This window comes from Caballeronia zhejiangensis (assembly GCF_022879815.1).
In the GTDB taxonomy this organism is placed as follows: Bacteria; Pseudomonadota; Gammaproteobacteria; order Burkholderiales; family Burkholderiaceae; genus Caballeronia; species Caballeronia zhejiangensis.
The window spans coordinates 309144-328030 of record NZ_CP084287.1 but is presented as its reverse complement, the minus strand read 5'-3'; the positions used below and the strand labels follow the sequence as shown (position 1 = coordinate 328030).

The window sequence follows — 18887 nt, the reverse complement described above, 5'->3', positions numbered from 1 at the left end:
CGGCTCCTGACTGCCAGCTCACCCTACTCGCAAGCTTCAATATTTTGAAGTGGTTGGATCGCCGACGTGAGCCGACAAGGACCTAGGATCCTCCCAGCGCGAAACGTATCGAATTTCACACAACCCGTCTTCTTCGATACGCTGTGCGACAACGGGACCGACCGCCGGGGGACTCGCTGAAAAAACCGCCCGACAGGCGTGTCCTGGCACCGGACGCCGTGAAACAATTCGTCAGAATCTCGAAAAAATATTTTAAATCAATTGCTTAAGTGGCGCGCAACTTCTTCAGCGATGTTCCACGCGCGGGCAAGAGAAGATACGCGGAAGTCCACCGCCAGCTTGCGACAAGAAGCAGACGGCGTCTGTCGAAAGCCCGATTTCCATCGGCGCAGGACCAGGAATCGACAACAATATTTTCCGCGAGCGCTAGTGCGGCGTCTTGCACCCGCAGCGCAACGCGATGCGTCACTCGATCGACTCGACTGTGTGGCCGCGCCCTCGTCTCTCGGCCTCGCATCTGACGAGGCGCCACTCGGAGCGAGCTTGAGATGCAGACCACGTCGCGGTAAGCCGACCTCGGTGTCACTGACGCCAGTAGCTTGCAGGAACCAGCCACGCTGACTGACGCGACACTAAGGCAATCATGGCGATGTTCGGCGACAAAGCAGTGTGGCCGTTGAGGCAGGTCTTGGCTTGAAATCACGGGAGACCATGGTGGTCGATCTCCCTAGCTTCGCGGTGACCTCTCCCGATAACACGACTTATCAGGCTTGAGGTCGCGCGCGTGGAGTAGCGCTGAGAAGAGACGTTTCCGTCGTTGATTCAAGCAATGCCGGGGAAAGTCGGAAAGGTCCGTGAGAATGTTCTAGGCACGCCGTTTCCCGCCTGTCTCGCCTGGAGAAGCCAAACGGTGCCCGTCCGCAGACGATCGGCGAGACAACTGGTTGTGCTCTCTAGGCTGCTCGACAATGGCGACGGCAGCGGCGGCGCCGCGCGGACATCGGGGTCATCTTTCCGTCCCCATCTCAATCTGCGTGGGGCGTGCCGGAAGACGGTGGTTTCATCGGCTGAAGTTGCCGCGCGGTCGGTCCTCGCACCGACAAAGGCCGGGTACGTTCCTCGACTTGCGCTTTTCGAGGAATCACGACTAACCCTGGCAACCGACGCGGGGATACGAGGTGTCAAAGGCGCGGCGCGCTTTTTTGAGCTGCCTATGTTCGTTCGGAGCGGACCAATTGCGGATTGTCTCGAACCCAGGCTGCGGGGGTTGCGTTCGATGATCTGTCTGGGAAGCCGTCAAGCACTGAGTACCTGCGCTCGTCCCGGTGGGTTTCGACGATTCGCGCGGTCTCCGTCGGCTCACCTCGGAGGCACCTTAGCGGCAGTTCTTTCATGCGGTTTGGCTACCGGCGGTGGCGCAGCGGCCAAAACCGCGCGTACATTGTTCATGCGTGTCTCGGCAGTGACCGGGCGTTTTGGTCGGAGCGCGGTCGCGGCGCAGCTAGCCTCGCCGGCGTTGGGCGATCTGGGAAAGACGGAAGCAACAGTCCGCTCCCCACAAGTCGGAGGTCGCCATCGGTCCCCTTACCCCCGCGGATCTAATGGTTCGGGTGCTGCTAAGGCTCGCTGAAGCGCAATTTCCAATGAGAGGAGTCGACTACAAGTGTGTCAAGTTGACACATGGACTCAGTCGCCGGCGGAGGCTCTGCCAGCCGACAGCTCGTCGTTCGTTAATTCATTTATTAAGGCACACAGCCGACTAATCGAAGTGCAGTTCTCGCGCGATTCTCCGAGAAAGCGACTGTGTGTCGACTTGACACACTCGCCTCGGCCTATCTCGCTGATCAAGGCGTCAAGGCGGGCTCTCGCGAGCACCTCGCGTGATGGTAGCAGGGCACACGGGAGAACCAGTCTGACTCAAACCGCGGACGTGCCGCGTTTGGTGCTCAGCAGCCCGTCCCGTGCTGCCACGACAGCCAGGGTTCCGGGTTTTGAGGCGGCGACCAGTGCGAAAGGGCGGCACCCGGACGCCCGGCGTGAGATTCTCCCACCAATCGCGGGGGCTGCTGGGAAACAGGAAAACTACAGCGTCGCAGGCCGCCAACTTGGCGTGCAAACTCCACGGTCCCATTCGCCCTATGCTGCAAATGTTGGATGGCGGTAAGACACCATTCGCGACCGACGTTAGCCACCCATGGTGACGCCGCGCTTCGCGGCAGCCTCTGTCGTAAAAAAGGCCGCTCCGTGGCGGCCAGGCGAAGAGAAACGGATCAGCTAGGTGTGACGCTGAATAACGAACTGATCAGTCTTCGGATTTCTTTTTCTTGCTCTTCCGACAGCACGCCGGTCTTGATCTTCACCGTGAAACTGCTCGCGTCCCTTGTGATCGTGCCAGCATGGCTCTTCCCCGAAAAAATCTTCTCGATACTGCGCTCGTGTACACCTTGATGACCATGCCCTTTCAATACGTGCTGTTTGATTGCCGTGGCGAACTTCCCTTGGTCGAGCGCCCCCCTCGCCACGGACGTCCACAGAGCCCGGGCCGCCTCAATACCTGCTTCCCCATGCTTTTTGATGGCAGACACTACTTCGTCGGCAGCTGCCCCGCCTAGCAGATGTGGGTTCAGATCCAGATCCTGACGGACAAAGTCCGGAAGGTTCTCGAATGCGAGAAACCGATATAAGCCTTTGCGCGACATGCCTAGCGCTTCGGCCATGCGTTTTCGGCTTGGAAATTCTCCCTCCACCACACGCAGCGATTGACCAATCTCGTAGTCTGTCAAATCCTCCCGACCGACATTTTCGACAAGCGAGAGGACCGCCATGTCTTCGTCGGAGCATTCAATAACTGCGGCCTTGATCTCATCGAGATCGAGTAATTTATGGGCACGCAAGCGGCGCTCACCGGCAATCAACTGATATCCGCCCTCGACGCGGCGGACGACGACTGGCTCGACCAGTCCGACTTCTCGAATCGACTCGGCAAGTGACGCAAGAGCATCATCGCTGAAAACCTTGCGCGGCTGCCAAGGATTCGGCCGGATCGCCCCGACCGGCAGCATTAGCTTATCGCTCGTCGCCTCCAACTGTTGAATGCGCTGCTCGGCGGCGGCCAGCGCCCCAAGCATACCCGGACCGGTTTTGAATGCACTCGAGCGACGCGTTTCTGCCGATGCGGATGGCGCCTTCGCCTGGCGCTCCGCTCCGGCACCCAGTTCGGCGGTTTTTTGCAGCATCCGCTCCCGAAACGAACTCATTTGCCGGTCCTCCAATGTTCTATATACAGGTCGTCCAGCCAACGCACATAGTCCATCAGCGGCTGACGCACGCGTGAAACAGTCTTTTCAGCGAGGTCGCCCTTACTGATATCAAAAACAGTCGCCATGGCAAGCGCTCCGTTACTCATTGCTGAACTCGCCGGCACCTCGAGCCCGCTCAACCATTCCTTGTAAGTTCGTTGAACCCAAGACCGCACGACCGGGGCCGATGACGACGTTCCATTGTCGACCTTCGACAGGAGGACGGAGATAAAGTCATACGTGCGAGTATCGCCATGTTCCATGATGCTCTGCGCCAGATCAGAAAAGAGTCCCCAGAAGGAAACCGAGCTAATAAAATCCAAGCTTTCAGGCACAAGCGGCATCACCATCGAATCCGCCGCCATTAAGGCATTAATAGTCAGATACGAAAGCGAGGGCGCTGTATCAAGAATGATGTAGTCGTATCGTTTCCGCAGCGGCGCCATTCCGTCGCGAAGCAGCGCCCAAAACTTATAGCTTGGATTTTTGATGACCGAGCCAGGAATGTGAAACTCCGCCGAAAAAAGCGTCGGATGCGCTGGGATCACGTCCAGCCCATCCCAGTATGTCTCTTGCACGAAGTTGAGTAGGCCGCCATCCATCTGTGGGTTATAGATGAAAGGCAAGACCGTGTTTTCCTCGGTGACTTCCTTTTCCGCGTACAGACCGCACAGCTCAGTAAGCGAAGCCTGAGGATCGAGATCGATCAAGAGAACCTTCCTCCCTCGCAGAGTGAGTCCTTGCGCAAGACACATCGTTGTCGTGGTTTTTGTCGAGCCACCCTTAAAGTTCGCGACAAGCACGACCTTTCCATTGCCGTCACGCACGCCTGTATGAAGAGGAGTCTGATAGATGTCAGAAACCTTTTGTACCCATTCCCGCGTCTCGCTCAGTGAGAACGCACGACTTCGCCCAGACCCGTGCACTTCGCCAGGAGGAAGGTCACTCCCCTCGCGCGATGCGAGGTAATTTAGTTTTGCTCTGTCAATTCCACACAACTCCGCCACCTGGGTTGAGGTGAAACGTGGTGCCGTCTTGCGTGGCCGAGGTGCGAGCATCATCTCTCGAAGTTCGTCCGAAAGTGTCGCAGCGTCCTCTGCAAATCGGATGACCCCTTGCAGATCGATCCGACGATCAATTTCCGGCAGTTCGATAGTTTTTGCCATTTAGACGCTTTTTCTCAGAATTAGGTTAAAGCGAAGAATACACGGAAAGCGTCAAAGTGCCCATTCGATAGAAGGGCCGCTGTCACAAAAATTACGATTCGACGGCCCTTTCGCCCCTGAGGCGGAGGATCTGGCCATTCTGGCCCTCAAAGCGCCTGCAAAGGTACTAGTTTTTGTGCACTTTCGCGGTTTCGCGACGGCCGTAAGGTGGCAAGTTTTGTGCAACCAGCGTTCGGCCCCGCCGTGTCGACGATTTCGATGCACATAAACCGTTACCTTCCATCGGTACATAGGGCTGCAGCGTGACGGCCGTCGCACGGGCATCCGCCTTCCGCACATAAACCGTTACCTTTCCGCATTCTCAGTGTGTTTGTGCCGTGCCAATTCGGCTCAGCAGAGCGGGTACTGTGAGTCAAACTGCTTTTCAGGCGAGACTTCGTCCACCTGCCCAAAAAACGTTACCTTCGGCGGGGTATTTGCACAAAAACTGTCACCGCTGCGCGCGTGCCTCACATGCATGGGCTTGCCGCATTAGCGTTCCGGGACCGCCGAAGTCGATCTGAGAGTTTTCGTGAGGGCCCCGTTGGTTTGTCTTTTTTATAAAAAGACCTACTAACCTACCAACAGAAACTTCGCTTCCATCTCGATCAATGAGTTAGGCACATAAACGTCACGTTTTTTGTGTCCTCGGTAACGTTCCTTGTGCGAGCAGGCACCGTTTTGTGATCTAGCAGGTAACCGTTGTTGTGCAGCAAGGCGACGGTCTTTGTGCGGCGTCGAATCGGGCGGCCACGGTGGTAACGTTTATTGTGTTGACTCGGCGTTGCGGAGTGGTAAAGTCCGCCAGAACTTACGCGGAGGAGGGATGGGCAATCAAGTGGGCCAAGGGGCAACATCTGCGCAGATGTCGCTGCAGCTATTCGAGGATATGTCGGGACAGCCGATCGACGAGTCAACAAAAGAGATCGGTTTCAAGCGGAATAACCTCTTTGTCGCGATAAGCGGACTCGGCCTCGCTCCGCGTCGTTTTATCGATGCAGCCTATTTCATCGCAGCACAGGATCCCGCTCCGCGCGACTACTACGATGTCGACCTGAACTACTTCAAATGGCTGATGCACTATGACAGCCGCAACGTTCGGCATCTGCGCTCGGTGATCAAGGATGCGCAGCGCGTGCTCATCGAAGTTACCGACACCCCCGCGGACCGCGCGCCCACCGAGGACGATCGATGGGTCTCCGAGCAGCTTATGGGGACCGTCGGGATAGGGAAGGGCCGCATCCAATTTCGGATACCCCCGCTTATTCTGCGGCATATCACCGGCCCGGAGAAGCATCACTGGCTGAATCTGGTCATTACGGCCGCGTTCACGCAGACCTATTCTCGCGCCATCTATGACTATGTGCTTCCACACGTTCACGATGGCCTGACCGATTGGCTCGATCTCGATGTCATGCGCAGTTGGCCTGGCAAGCTGGGCAAAAGCGCCTCCGAGTTCAAGCATTTCCGGCAGAAGTATCTGGAGCCGGCGGTGAAGCAAGTGAATGAGCTCTCAGATCTCGACGTCGTGTATGAGACGCGCGCCGACACGCCCGGCTCGAAGAAGATAAGCCGGATTCGCTTCCGCATCAAACGCAAGGACACAGTCGCGTCGATGCTTGCCCGCCAGCCGGAATCGCACGATTTGTTGCTCATCCTTCGCAATGAGTTCGGCCTCGACACGAAGCAGTTTGATGCAATCGCACAGCATCGCCTCGATTGGACAGACGAGCGCATCCAACAAGCGATCGAATACACGCGGTTTCGGCTTAATCAGGGCAAGGTTACAAAAAGTCCGGCGGGGTATCTAATGCAAGCCCTTAGCCACAATTGGCGCGTATCCGAAGCCGAACGCAAGATGGTCGTAATTCAGGAGGAACGGGCGAAAGTCGAGAATGCGGCAGCGGCCGCGAAATCAGCGGCGAGCGAAACGGTCGCGAAGAGCGTCGCCCAGCGGGATCAGGAAGCACGCGAACGCATGAATAACGAAGTCCGTCTCGGGCGTGAACATTTCGAGGCGGCAGACGACAAGACCCGTAAAGATCTCGTTCGCTCGTACGTACTGTCGGCGCAGGGAAAGCTGACGCTTAAGCGTCTTCAACTGGACGCATCGGCGTTATCCGACTGCAATATCCTCGGACATTCGGATCTTGCGTGGTACTTCGGTCAGTTCGTGTTCGGGCGCATTAAGCCGCAGGTCCGCGTTTCGCGCTAGCAGCCGGCCCGCAGCCATCGCCGGGTCTGCTGGTACACGAGTTCCCGCGGCGGCAAATTGGTCGGGAGCATGCGCTACGCCGGCACGAGCCAGCGCAGCGCATTGAACATTCCCCGCAACTCGTACTTTCGCTGCGGAGCTTTGCTGTAACATCAGTGTCAGCTAGGGCACCACGGAATTCCATTGTTCGTCGGACAGATCAGTCGGATAGCCTCCCCGGGTTATCATCGTCACCTGGATTTAACTTTGGTATCCTGATTTAAACCGCCATCAAAGTTCCTAACACGCTCTAGCTGGACACTTTACGGTTAAGCCCCTCCAAGACACTCCGTCTGCACGATGGCCCTGCCCATCAGAAAACGGTGACCTTTGTCACCGCAACGGCAGGAATCACCGGCGCTGTTGATTCCGATCTAGCCGAACTAACAGTTATCGTGACGAAATCGTGAGTATGGAAGCGACGCACGCGGCAGCCACCATGCGACCGAAGGGACGAATGCACGCGTTGACTGGCGGACGGGCGCGGTTTTCTCACTAAAGAAGCATGCCAAGGCACTGATGCCTGTCCGTGGCAGCAAACAATGCAGCGCAAGCCTCCTATCGTCGACGTGGGTTTCCACGTGGAAACCGATCCGGTCGCTATGCCGTTACCGCCGCGTCCGCGCGTTATTCACCAGCAAGCGATGTCTTCAATTCCTGCGGGACCAGCCAAATTCGTTAATCTGTTGCCGACGGTCGGATGGTCCGCACTGCGCGGCTATGCGTACCGCCCCGACCGTTGGCATAGCGATCTCAATCATCAGCGCAAGATCGCGCGTTTCTGAAGACGATTTCCGCGTGGAAACCGCCGGCTTATCGTGGGATTTCCACTGAGTTCGCCAGCGCCGAGATCGCTAGTGCCCGCAGTTGGTCGACGTCTATGAGATTGCGCCGGGTCGCACGCGCCTTGAAGCTAAAGGAAAAAGTAACAGCGTCCCCGACGACGTGCACCTTTACCAGGCAGTCGGCGTCGCCTGGGCCACCGGCAAGATAGTTCAAGATTGCAGCCGCCGACCGGCGACCGGGCTGCTCCGACAGGAGCTTGGCATTGTGAGCAACCTTGGAGACGCCTAGCGTTCTAACAAGTGCCAGTAGCGTCTCTGCGTTGCCGTGAGAAAATCGCTTCTCGTCAAACAGCTCTGTAATCACTGTCGGAAGCTTGGAGAGGGCCGTTGCAACAGATAACCGTACCTTTCCCCAGCCTTGCCGATTCGCCGCTTCGCTCTTCGTTAGCCATTTGTTGGCCGCGACACCCTCGACGAACTGTCTTGCCCGAACAAAAGGAAGATCGACTTGTGGTGTGCGTCCACGTTCGGGCGCGGGCGGCGGCTTGTCGTCTAGCAGGTGAATAATCTCGGCCCATGACTTTCCCTCCTTCGGAATCGCGCGCGCTCGTTGTTCCAGCGTCTCACGCCCGATGGCTCGTTCGATCCGGATAAGCTCTCGCGCCGTCCTCCCGATCAAACCGGTTTCAGTGAAGAGGAGAAGTACGTCGGCAGGCATCGCCGAGACGCGCAACGCTCTATTGACGTGTTCACGTTGAACCCCAAACCTTGCCAAGGACTCTGCAGCCTCCGTTTGGTTTTGCCATAGCCGGCCCAGGCCGTCTTTGTACACCGTAGCGAGGGCCAGCGGATTGCGGCTCAACGGCTTTCCGATATAGGCTTCCATCTATCCTCCGTTTCGACTGTTTGTCGGCACGCTGCGGGAGCTCTTTAGCATGGATGTCGTTTCCAACTGGAAATCGCACGTCAAGGCCCGCAGGGATTCTTGATGCGGATGTTCGATACATATAGACGAGGGTGCGCCATGGGCCTAGTGCTAGCAGTAGCGAATAAAAAGAGGTGGGAGCGGTAAGACGACCATTCCCCTTAATCTCGCGGGCGCATATTGCGATGACGATCCGGGCCTACGGGTCCTTGTGATCGACGCCGATTACAAACGCTGGCGCGGAGCCGTACCCCTTCACGGTTGTCGACGCAGCCGCCGAATTGAATCCAGGACGGGAAATAAACAGTCGACGACGATCAGATCGTAGTTTTCCGCCATCCTTATCGCGGCATCCGACTTCGTCCTCGTCCCTATGGATACGTCGACCCTAGGCGCGTGAACCACGGTCGGAATGCTTCAGCTAGTTCGCCGCAAGTTAGTTTATCTACAAGTCCACAGTCGATCGTTGGCTCACCAAGCTCTTCTTGCCCGAAACCTCCTCTCCGAGTTGCAGGCAGGACGTTCTAGATCTGCGGGTGAGCGCTTGAGGAGTTGGTCTCGAACCCCTTCATCCCCGCGAGTTTTACAACTCGCCCGACATCGACGAGCTCACGGTTTTGTTGCGTCGCGAAGGTCAACGCGTCTTTATCATCAAAAAGCTCGACAGCACCTCACCGTCGAGAGCTGCTAAGAAGACGCATTTCAGTGGGTACGTGCCTTTCCAGGCCCCGACGGACGTGAGATAGGAGCACTGAAGTAGTATCGGGACGGACGAACTGAACTCAAATTAAGCGGTCTCGGAGCAACAGCAAGACAGCAAGCGCTCATCGTTGGGAAGCTCCAAACGGTCATCAGCGAGTTCGTTGCCTACGAGTTCTCGACCGCGCCCGAGAGGCAGGATCAGTTCGCCGCCGTAAGCGAAACAAGGCTCGACGAGTTGGCAGCGGTTCCCGCGACCGCGAAGAGTTGGCTGACGAGACCGTGTGAGCACAAAAGCAATCTATCGAAGGCACCAAAGGTGTTGTTTAATAAAACAACACCTTTAGACGATAGCGAGTTCTCTGCTTCCTGGGAGCGCTGCCCTTCTCCTCAGGGCGCCAGGCCAACAGCAATCGATCGGCGGGCCATATCACTGATAATTCACCTTGTCGGGCCTGACCTACCCTAACCATCTGTTTTAAAAGCGAAAAACACGGAAAAACAGGTGTGACAATCCGGATCTTTCTGCAGTTGTCACACTCGACGCCTCAGTCGCCGCTAAAAAAGGTCAAATTCGGAAAACGTTGTGCACCCGAAAGACGGCAAAAAACAGCGTCTTTGTTGGGAAAGGGCTTCATCATGATAGACCCAGTTTCAGCGTTGAAGGCTGCTAAATGTCGCCGGTGCCAACCGTGCAATGACGCACAAAACCACCCGCCTTTCCGCTAAAAAAAGGACGCTCGCGCTGTTTCAATGGTGGCCATTCCAAAGGGTTGCCATGCGTCTTTTCAAGAACAAGCGTTGGGCCGCGCTGTCCACGGCCCCCGGCTCATATGCCGAGGAAGATCCGAGCCAGGTGATTTTCGAGACGAGCACAAGGCTCACGCTCGAAGCTAACCGCTGGATGCTCATCGCGTTCGGCCTCGCATTCATCGCGGCCGGCGCTGTGTGGACGCGCCAACCGCCGCCTTCGGTGACCCGCGTCGTTGGTGTCTCGGCCGACACCGGCGGCCATCCGATCGTCACCGAGCTTGTCGCGTACAAGCCTGACTCCCAAGCCGTTCGTACGACGGTCAAGGACATGGCCGTTCGCTGGTTCACCATCGAGCCGGTGTTATCTGACCGGCTTGAGACGTCGCGCATGACCGCCAACATCAACTCGGTGAAGGCGCAAATGATCGGGGCCGCGACTGGTCAGTTCCGCGACTGGTTGAGGGCTGACGCACCGTTCCAAGCGATTACGGCAAATCCCAAGCTGATCCGTGAAGTCGATGTACGCAACATCGCGCTGCTCCAAGACAACACCGTACTCGTCGAATTCACGACGACCACCTCGCAAGCTGGCGCGACGGGCAAGCCCGACGTGAAGTCGTACGCTCTGACGTTGCGTTACCAGATTGTTGCGCCGACTGCCGAACAGGCGCTCACCACGAATCCGTTCGGCATTTTCATTCCGTTCTTCCGCCTCGAGCGGACCGCATAAGCATGACCGCAACCATTCTCAACAAACGGCCGGTCATCGGCATGTGCGTCCTTGCTGCGTGTGCAGCATTGCTCGCCCAACCTGCTATGGCGAAGAAAGCGTCGAGCGACTCCGGCTTTAACGCGGCAATTGTCGCTGGCGACCCAATGAGCCCCATCAACCCGTTCAACGGTGGCGCCGATCCTCTGACGATGCCGGGTGATGCACGTATCGGCGTGTTCCCGTACAGCCGCGACCAGATTTATCGCGTCCTGACTGCACCGCTGAAGCTCACGACCATCGAGCTGGAGAAGGGCGAGAAGCTGATCGCTGATCCGGCGATGGGCGACAGCGTTCAGTGGGAGATCGACGACGACAAGATGAACCACGTGTTCATCAAGCCGCACAAGGCTGACCTCGTCAACACGTTGCACCTGACGACGAACCTGCGGGAGTACGACTTCACGCTCATCGCGTCACCGGCGGGCGGCATGTTCTATCAGACGGTGCGCTTCCAATATCCACGCGCCCCAATCGCCCGCGTCAGCGCTCGCGAGAATGCGTCTGGGAACGGCGACCGTGGTGGTGCGGACTCGGGAAGCATCAGCGTCTCGCCTGACAAGCTGAACTGGGACTACAGCGTCGACGGCCGCGCCGAATTCACGCCGGAAACGGTTTTCGATGACGGCCATGCGGTCTGGATGCGCATGCCTGCCAAAGCGCAGGAGTGGCCGGTTCCCTTCATCCTCGACCACGGCGACCGCGTCGTTGCGAACTTTATCCGCCGCGGCGACTTCCTCGTTCTCCAGCGTCTGGCCGACGAGATCGTGCTGCGTTCCGGCAAGGACGAGGTCACCGTGACGCGCGGCCGTCGGCGCATGTTCGGAGTGTTCTGACCGTGGCGAAGAAACCGGACGCGGCCACGCCCAGCGCGGAACAAGAGGCGCTCGTGAAGGGTAAGACGCCGCGCAATGCGATCATGAGCATCGGCATTCTGGCCGCTGTGGTGATTGGTGGGCTCGGCTTCTACTACGAGCTGCAAGCCACCAACAAGGCGGACGAAGAGGCGCGCCTCAAAAAAGCGACCGCGCTCAAGTCGAGTACGGAAGCGCCGGCTGCCGCGAACAACAACGACATCGATCAAATGATCCGGCAGCAGCAGGAAGCTGCGGCGTCGGAGGCAGCCGCGCAGGCAGCATCGGCAGCGGCGGCTCCGAAGCCCGCCGTCAAGCCGATGCTGACCGGTGCGGACTTCCAGGAAGAAGTCAAAGGCTCGAGCACAGACACGCGCGAGCTCTCGCGGCAGGCGGCGCAAGACGCGATCTATACGTCCTCCATCTTCAAACAGGCAGGCGCGTCGCGTTCCGCGAACTCGGCGACCGGCGTACTGCCCGCTGGCGTTCCTTCGTTGGACGATGTGCGAGCTGCCCGTAACGCTGCGGGAGCCAACACCCCCGATGCGATGGCGATCGCCTTGGCGAAGCAGGGCCAAGCACCGGAAGATCGAGACCGCGCCTTCCTGCGCGATGCGGGTTCGCGCGGCGGCATCGAACGGACAACCTTCAATGGCAGGTCGACGGGTTGCACGTTGACGCCGCCGCACGTCATCCACGTCAAGACCATCGAGGGGCTGAACTCGGACAAGCCGGGCCGCGTGGCGTTGATGGTGGACGAGGACGTGTACGACAGCCTGCGCGGCGACTGCTTGATGATCCCGAAGGGCGCGTTCATCAATGGCATGTACAGCGCGGACGTCAAAGTTGGCCAAGAGCGCCTGCTGGTCGCTTCGACGAGTCTGCGTCTGCCCAACGGCAAGAGCGTGCCGCTCAACGGCATGCAGGGTGCGGACCAGAACGGCTACGCCGGGTTTTCGGGCGACGTGAACAACCACTTCCTGAAAATCTTCGGCGCGGGCTTCATTACTGCGATTTTGCTGAAGGCCTTCGACAGCAGTTCGCAGACGGCGACGACCGCGACGCCGAGCGGCGTCACTACTTATGGCGACACGGCAGGGCAGGTCGCGGCAGCGACGGCCCAGACCGTCATGCAGCGCAACCAGAATATCCCGCCGACGATCACGGTGGAGCCCGGCCAGAAGTTTCTGGTGCAGGTCACCCAAGACATCGTGATGGAGCCGTACCATGAGTAAGGCTCTCGCGGCGGCATGCCTGTCTGTCATGGCGTTCGGCGCCCATGCTGCAATCATCGATTCGATCATCAGCCCGACGCGGATTGTGCTCGACGACGGCGTAAAGCGCGCAATCGTCGAACTGCCGGGCGAGCCTGTCTACACCTGCGGGCTGAAGCCGTTCCTCGCATGGGCTAACCGTTTCGAAGGCCAAACAGTCGAAGCTGCTGCTGGCGGCGTCGCCGTGAGCATCGATGGGTCGCCGGTCAGCCTCGAAAGCCTCTTCGTGAAAGCCGGATGGCTGCGCCCCGCGGCCCTTACCGATGACGCACAAGCGAGTATCGCAGAGCGGCGGGGTGGCTGGTCGTGCGCATCTGCGCAGGCACCGTTCGAGGCGATGCACACCTCGGTCGATCCGAAAATTCTCGCCGGCATCGCGCTCAACGAGTCCGCCTACAACGGTCGTGCATGGCCGTGGGCGTTGAATGTCGCGGGTCGCGGTTTCTTCTTTGGCACTCGCGAAGACGCGTACCGCGCGGTCCGCTATCTGATCAGCAACGGCCGATCTAACTTCGATATAGGCCTGATGCAAGTGAACTGGGGATACCACGGCAAGCGCTTCGCGAGTGCCTGGGATGCCCTTGCGCCGGCGACAAACATCCGCGTCGCCGAAGACATCCTTAACGAGAACTACCGCCTCACGCATTCCGCGGTAAAGGCCGTCGCCTACTACCACAGCGCCAATCCCGCACCGGGCCGCGAATACCTCGCGCGCTTCGTGAAGCACCTCTCTCAAATCGAACGCGGTTTATGAAGCACACGTTCTCTCTTCTCACTCTTGCGCTTGCGGCAGTCACCCTCAATGCGGTGGCCGCTGGCACAGACCCGCTCGACTTTGACTATGAGATCGCGGGCAATGTGCTTGAGCGACCGGCGCTCGTGTTCAACGATGGCAGCGACACCTATTTCCAGCCGCGTGCCGGTCAGTCGCTGCGCGTGGACGGTGGGCATAACCAGGGACCGTACATTGTCGTGCCGGGCACGCCCGAGGTGATCCGCTACTCGGCGGGCGGCTCGAGCGCCACCGCATACTGGAAGAAGGCAAACCGCTTCATTGGCGACAAGGCGCGCAGCGACACGCCGTCCGGTTTCTCTGGCTTCTCCGGCCGCCTTGCGCTGATTGGACCGCGCAGCAGCCTCGAAAGTACCCGGTCATTGAACGCGACGCTGCCGCTCGCGCAATTGGTCAAAGCGCTGGTGCCGCAGGGCTGGACGGGATCGGCACAGAAAGACATTGACCTGACGGCCTCGACGAGCTTCGGCACACGCGATGGCGAGAACTGGATGCAGTCGCTCGATCGGCTGGTGGCCGCGTCCGACCTGTACGCCGACGTCGATTTCAACTCTCACCATGTAACACTCCGCCGCTCGGCTCCGCAGTCCGTGGCCGTCAACTACGTCGCGCCCGTGTCGCAGGTCGCTGCTGCTTCGGCGGCTGCTACTCCGGTGGCCGCGTCGAGCGCAGCTTCTGGGACAGACCCCATCGCAGACATCGCGAAGAGGGTCGCTGCTGACGCGCCGGCAGCATCTGGGTCCGTCCTTGCTGCCAAGTTTGGAGCACTGGCGATCCGCGATGGCGACGACAGCCACATTCAGATCAAGTTCTCGGAGAAGCCCAACGCGGAGCTGAAGGTGACCGGACAAGACGGCAAGTCGCTGCGTCCGAAGTGGGATGACGCGACCGACGTGGTGACCTTCAACCGCGCGGAGCGTTTCACGATCTCTAACGGCACCGACAAGGTCGAAGTTGCCCGAGTCGCGGGAACCGTCTATGAGTTCGACGCCGCGAACAAGGCTGCGCTTCAAAGCGTGTTCGACGAAAACGGCTCGACGTTCTTCAAGTTCGCCGACACTGTTGGCAAGGTGACGGTTGCTGACGTGGGACACATGGGCTCCGGCGAGCAGAAGGGCCGCTATTACAAGTTCAATGGCACCGCAGAGCAGTTCATCGTTAATGCCGACGGCAATGTCGTCAACGTGCTGCGCAAACACGATGTGCGGTTCTTTGATCGGCCCGCGTCATGAACCGACTATCCCTCTTGTTGCCGCTTCTCTGCGCGAGCCTCCCCCTGCATGTGCGTGCCGATTGTCTTGACGACGCCGCACGTTACCACCGCGTCAGCGTTCAAGTGGTCCGTGCGATCGCACAGCAGGAGTCCGGAATGCGCCCGTATGTGACGAACCGCAATACCGATGGGAGCGAGGACATTGGCTTGATGCAAATCAACTCATCCTGGCTTCCAAAACTGGGTCGCTTCGGCATCACCCGTCAACACCTGTTCGACGCCTGCGTGAACGCCTACGTGGGGACGTGGATTCTGGCTTCGAACATCAAGCAGTTCGGTCCGACATGGAAAGCGGTCGGTGCCTACAACGCGGTTTCCTCGAACAAGCAGCTCATCTACGCCAACAACATTTACCGCCGCCTGCAACGCGCGAATTGACCGACATGACGCCTACTTTTTCTCTTCAAACGCATCGCACCGCGCGCATAGTGGCTCACTTGTTCGCGTGTCTTGCACTCACGACTGTGCCGGGCCTTGCGGTGGCCGAGCCTGATCAATCGCGCCTCGCACCTCCGCCCGGGGACGGCTGGCAACTCCTCTCGGCGCCCTCTGCGAAAGCCCCAGTTGCACAAATTGCGATGGCGTCGCCCGCTGCTCCTGTCGTTCGTTCTGCCTCGGTCGCTGCATCTGCGCCTGCCTCTCCGGCCGCGCTCAACGCCGTTGTCGGCAGTCCCGCGCCCGTCGCGCTTCCCGGTGTTGGCGCGCCGTCGCCAGTTGGCTCGATGGAGGTCGCCCCGGTCGTCGTGCCGTCGCAAGGCGGCGCAACGGTGCCTAGTGGCGTTATGTCTTTCTCGATCACGCCGCAGGACATCAACCTGCGCAATGCGCTCGATCGCTGGCTGCAGCAGCAGGGCTGGCAGCTCGCCTGGAAGATCGACGACGACTTGCCGCTCGAGTTCAACGCGACGTTCTCGGGCGACTTCAAGTCGGTGCTCACGCAAGTGATGCAGGCGACCAATCACATGCGCACGCCCACGCGGGTTTGCAAGCACACCAATAACGTAATCCGCGTCGTAGCACGCGCAGCCAACTGCCAGGAGTAATCGCCATGCGCCTCACGAAAATCAAATCTGCTATTGCCATTCTCGTGGCTGCATCGCTGACCGGCTGCGCGGTGTCGCAATCCGACGTGAACCACGCCTATGACGCGACCAACGCGGAAGCCACGCGCGCGATGGGCAACGGTCCCGAGTCGATGTCGCTCGTTGAGGAAGTGCCGACCGCGTTCCTCGGCGACCGGTTGGTGCCGGTCGCGTATGAAGCGACATTGCCTGCGATCTTCCGCGAGAAATCGGTTGTCTTCCCCGGCAATCTTCCGCTGTCAAAGATCGCCACGCTTGTCTCCACCGCTACCGGTTATCCGGTGCATCTGAGCCCGGACGTCTTCATTCCGCGCGACGCGCTGATTCCGAAGACCAACGGCGGAAACGGGCAAAGCGCCCCGATGCAGCCTCAAGCGATCGCGAAGTCGAATGTCGAGCCGGTCTATGCGCAGGCGTGTAACTGCAAGGTCGGTGAGTATCTGCGCGGCGTGACCGAGAACCTCGGCCTCGACTGGACGTTCGACGGCAGCACGATTTCCATCAGCCGGTTCGTCACCAAGACGTTCACGATCGCGGCGATCCCGGGCAAGGTGTCGATCAAGTCCACGATGTCGAAGGGAACGGATACGTCGACCGGAAACCAGGCGTCGGGTGGCACCACGGGCGGCACGTCGGGCAATACCGGTTCGTTCTCGTCAATCACGTCCACCGGACGCGACGGCACGTTTGACCAGATTGCGATCATCCAGTCGGAACTCGAAAAGCTGAAGTCGCCGCTCGGGGAAGTGGTCGTCAATCCACAAAGCCGCTTGGTGATGGTTCGCGACACCAAGGAAGCCGTCGATCGCATGGGCGCGCTGCTCGCGCGTGAGAACGCGATTTCGACGCGTCAGGTCGCGCTGCGCGTCCGCACGCTGCAGGTGGATCTTAGCAATTCGTCGCAAGCCGGCGTCAGTGCGGACATCGTGTTCAACCGGATCTCGGACGGTCTGAAGCGCTATTCGATCACGGTGGCTTCGCCTTCGTCGTTGGCAACAGCGATTGGCGGCACTGTAGGCTTGTCGGTCTTGAAACCCGGCTCGCCGATGGAAGGCACCAACGCGATCATCAGCGGCCTCAACGCCTTCGGAAAGACGGTACAGGACAATACCCAGACGAAGCTGACGTTGAACGGCCTGCCGGTGTCCATCGGATCATTCGAGACGAAAGGGTATTTGGCAGCCACCACGCCGAGCGTTGGCTCGATCGCCGGTAGTATCGCGGGCGTACCGGGTCTTCAGCCGGGATCCGTCACGGTCGGTGACTTCGTGAACATCCTGCCGTCGGTCAACGACCACAATCAAATCATCCTGTCGTACTGGAGCGATAGCTCGAAGCTGAATGGTCCGTTCACGACCATCAGCACGGGTTCGGGCGCCACGCTGCAGCAGATCCAGTTGCCTGACATCCTCGGCAACAAGGACGACCAGACCATTGCGCTGTCCGATGGGCAGACGGTCGTGTTGTACGGCGCGGTGAGCAATCGCTACGACGGCAACAGCAATAACGGCATCGGTGGCTTGTCGGGCGCATGGAATAAGGGTCGCACGTTCCAGGTGATCATGCTGACGGCAACCGTCGTCCCGTCGATGTGAGCGCGAGGTAAGCATCCGTATGCACTTCGAATCCATACCGGGAGAAAAGGGCGCCAGGCTCGTATTCGGGCTGGATTGGCGCGCTTATTCGGCCAAGGGCGCCCGCGCCGAACGCCGGCACTACGTCGAGGAGTCCGGCGCGACGCACTACACCGAATACAAGGCGAATGACGAGACCATCGTCGGGTTCTGCGAACTGGAGCCTTCGCAGCGCAAGGGCGGCAAGCTGTACTCTGCTGCGGCGCGTATCGCGTCGTTGGACCGCGTTCGTCGGCGCCCGGCGGTACTCGTTCTCATCCAGAACGATGAGCGCGTGCATCTGGTGCTCGTGCAGCGCGGCGCTGTCTCGCTCGATCAGGAAGTAGCACTTAATGCGCTTGCCGATCGTCGAGACGAAATCGAGGACGGGTGCGCCAAGGCAGGGCTCGAACTGGCGACCCTGGGCTACGGCGCGCAACTCCACGCGGTAGATGAGACGTTTGACCTTCGCGAGCTGCTCGTTGCGCGCAAGGTCGGGCTGATCAAAAAAGTCCCGGTAGCGGTGCCCACGACGGTGCCGTTGCTCGTGATCCTCGCTGCCGTGTTCTTCGGCGGCAAGCAGTTGATTGAGATGCTCAACCCGCCGCCGCCGCCGCCGGCGCCACCGCCGACGTTCATGCAGGAATACCAGTCGGCTGTCATGCGCACGCTGGCCGCGCCTGCTCCGCTTGCGAATCAGCTCGCACCAAAGCTTCTGGCTAGTTTCGGCGCGCAAGAAACCAACGTTGCAGGATGGCAGTTTCAAAAAGCGTCCTGCACGATCGCGGGTCCCTGCATCGCAACCTACAAGCGGCAGGGCGGCACCTTCAAGGAATTCGACACACGCGCGCCGGAGTCGTTGCGACCGGTCGTCTTCAACCCGGATGGTTGGCATCTGACCGCGCGGGGTCCTGAAGTAACCGTCGCTGAACGGGTCGCGCTCGCCCAACAAGCGACGTGGCCGACTCAGCAGGCTCTCATCAAGGCCTTGCAGACCGATCCGCAAAAGCTTTCCACCAAGCCGGACACGCTCGATAGCCACGGCTACGTCGTTGATATCAAGCCAGCCGAGCGTCTCATTGCGCGACAACCGACGGCGGGCGAAGTGCAGGGGCCGCTCGTGCAGCGCGGCACGTGGCAGATCGACGGATACAAGTGGCAGAGCCCGCTGCTCGCGCGCCTGCCCGACAACATGGCACTGGACACCCTCGACGTTGAGCTGAAAGAGGACGGTACCGGGGTGCATTTCTCTGCGAAGGGTAAATACTATGTTCTCAACTAAGTGGCCAGCACGGGCCGCCTGCTTCGG

At 59.4% G+C, this 18887-nt stretch carries 14 protein-coding genes and 1 pseudogene; 11 read left to right on the top strand and 4 right to left on the bottom strand.

Annotation, left to right across the window (positions count from 1 at the left end):
* Positions 1 to 2270 precede the first annotated feature (2270 nt).
* Both LDZ23_RS31225 and LDZ23_RS31220 read right to left on the bottom strand, forming a co-directional pair.
* Positions 2271 to 3257, bottom strand: coding sequence for a ParB/RepB/Spo0J family partition protein (locus tag LDZ23_RS31225; RefSeq protein WP_244808838.1), 987 nt, complete (start codon positions 3255 to 3257; stop codon positions 2271 to 2273).
* On the bottom strand, positions 3254 to 4465 hold the full coding sequence (locus LDZ23_RS31220; protein WP_244808837.1) for a ParA family protein: 1212 nt from the start codon (positions 4463 to 4465) through the stop codon (positions 3254 to 3256). Before LDZ23_RS31220 ends, LDZ23_RS31225 begins: the two co-directional genes overlap by 4 nt.
* Positions 4466 to 5330: 865 nt before the next feature.
* Here LDZ23_RS31220 and LDZ23_RS31215 point away from each other — a divergent pair.
* Positions 5331 to 6719 (top strand): replication initiation protein, encoded by a 1389-nt coding sequence (locus tag LDZ23_RS31215; protein ID WP_244808836.1) that lies wholly within the window; start codon positions 5331 to 5333, stop codon positions 6717 to 6719.
* On the opposite strand, the pseudogene LDZ23_RS31210 reads toward LDZ23_RS31215, so the two are convergent.
* A pseudogene (locus tag LDZ23_RS31210) lies at positions 6719 to 6881 on the bottom strand (IS5/IS1182 family transposase); the annotation flags it as partial. The gene LDZ23_RS31215 and the pseudogene LDZ23_RS31210 sit on opposite strands and share 1 nt — an antisense overlap.
* A 419-nt stretch (positions 6882 to 7300) precedes the next feature.
* Here LDZ23_RS31210 and LDZ23_RS31205 point away from each other — a divergent pair.
* Positions 7301 to 7543, top strand: a complete 243-nt coding sequence (locus LDZ23_RS31205; RefSeq protein ID WP_244808835.1) for a hypothetical protein — start codon at positions 7301 to 7303, stop codon at positions 7541 to 7543.
* Between the two features lie 28 nt (positions 7544 to 7571).
* On the opposite strand, the gene LDZ23_RS31200 is transcribed toward LDZ23_RS31205, so the two are convergent.
* Positions 7572 to 8429, bottom strand: a complete 858-nt coding sequence (locus LDZ23_RS31200; RefSeq protein ID WP_244808834.1) for a hypothetical protein — start codon at positions 8427 to 8429, stop codon at positions 7572 to 7574.
* 1516 nt (positions 8430 to 9945) lie between these two features.
* On the opposite strand from LDZ23_RS31200, the gene LDZ23_RS31190 reads away from it, so the two are divergent.
* From LDZ23_RS31190 to LDZ23_RS31150, 9 genes are all read left to right on the top strand, one after another.
* Entirely contained in the window at positions 9946 to 10650 is a 705-nt protein-coding gene (locus tag LDZ23_RS31190) for a VirB8 family type IV secretion system protein (protein WP_244808863.1), read from the top strand.
* 2 nt (positions 10651 to 10652) lie between these two features.
* Positions 10653 to 11525 (top strand): TrbG/VirB9 family P-type conjugative transfer protein, encoded by an 873-nt coding sequence (locus LDZ23_RS31185; protein ID WP_425306920.1) that lies wholly within the window; start codon positions 10653 to 10655, stop codon positions 11523 to 11525.
* Between the two features lie 2 nt (positions 11526 to 11527).
* The gene (locus LDZ23_RS31180; RefSeq protein ID WP_244808833.1) at positions 11528 to 12778 is read left to right on the top strand and encodes a TraB/TrbI/VirB10 family type IV secretion system protein; all 1251 of its coding nucleotides are present in this window, start codon (positions 11528 to 11530) and stop codon (positions 12776 to 12778) included.
* Positions 12771 to 13571 (top strand): transglycosylase SLT domain-containing protein, encoded by an 801-nt coding sequence (locus LDZ23_RS31175; RefSeq protein ID WP_244808832.1) that lies wholly within the window; start codon positions 12771 to 12773, stop codon positions 13569 to 13571. The genes LDZ23_RS31180 and LDZ23_RS31175 overlap by 8 nt, the downstream gene beginning before the upstream one ends.
* Complete coding sequence (locus LDZ23_RS31170) at positions 13568 to 14842, top strand: TrbG/VirB9 family P-type conjugative transfer protein (protein WP_244808831.1); 1275 nt, start codon at positions 13568 to 13570, stop codon at positions 14840 to 14842. The genes LDZ23_RS31175 and LDZ23_RS31170 overlap by 4 nt, the downstream gene beginning before the upstream one ends.
* Positions 14839 to 15261, top strand: coding sequence for a lytic transglycosylase domain-containing protein (locus tag LDZ23_RS31165; RefSeq protein WP_061138294.1), 423 nt, complete (start codon positions 14839 to 14841; stop codon positions 15259 to 15261). The genes LDZ23_RS31170 and LDZ23_RS31165 overlap by 4 nt, the downstream gene beginning before the upstream one ends.
* A gap of 404 nt (positions 15262 to 15665) precedes the next feature.
* A complete protein-coding gene (locus LDZ23_RS35055; protein WP_425306919.1) occupies positions 15666 to 15926 on the top strand; it encodes a toxin co-regulated pilus biosynthesis Q family protein in 261 nt (86 codons plus the stop codon).
* A 5-nt stretch (positions 15927 to 15931) separates the two neighbouring features.
* Complete coding sequence (locus LDZ23_RS31155; RefSeq protein WP_244808830.1) at positions 15932 to 17560, top strand: type II secretory pathway protein; 1629 nt, start codon at positions 15932 to 15934, stop codon at positions 17558 to 17560.
* A 19-nt stretch (positions 17561 to 17579) separates the two neighbouring features.
* Positions 17580 to 18860, top strand: coding sequence for a type IV pilus inner membrane component PilO (locus tag LDZ23_RS31150; RefSeq protein WP_244808829.1), 1281 nt, complete (start codon positions 17580 to 17582; stop codon positions 18858 to 18860).
* The last annotated feature ends 27 nt before the right edge of the window (positions 18861 to 18887 follow it).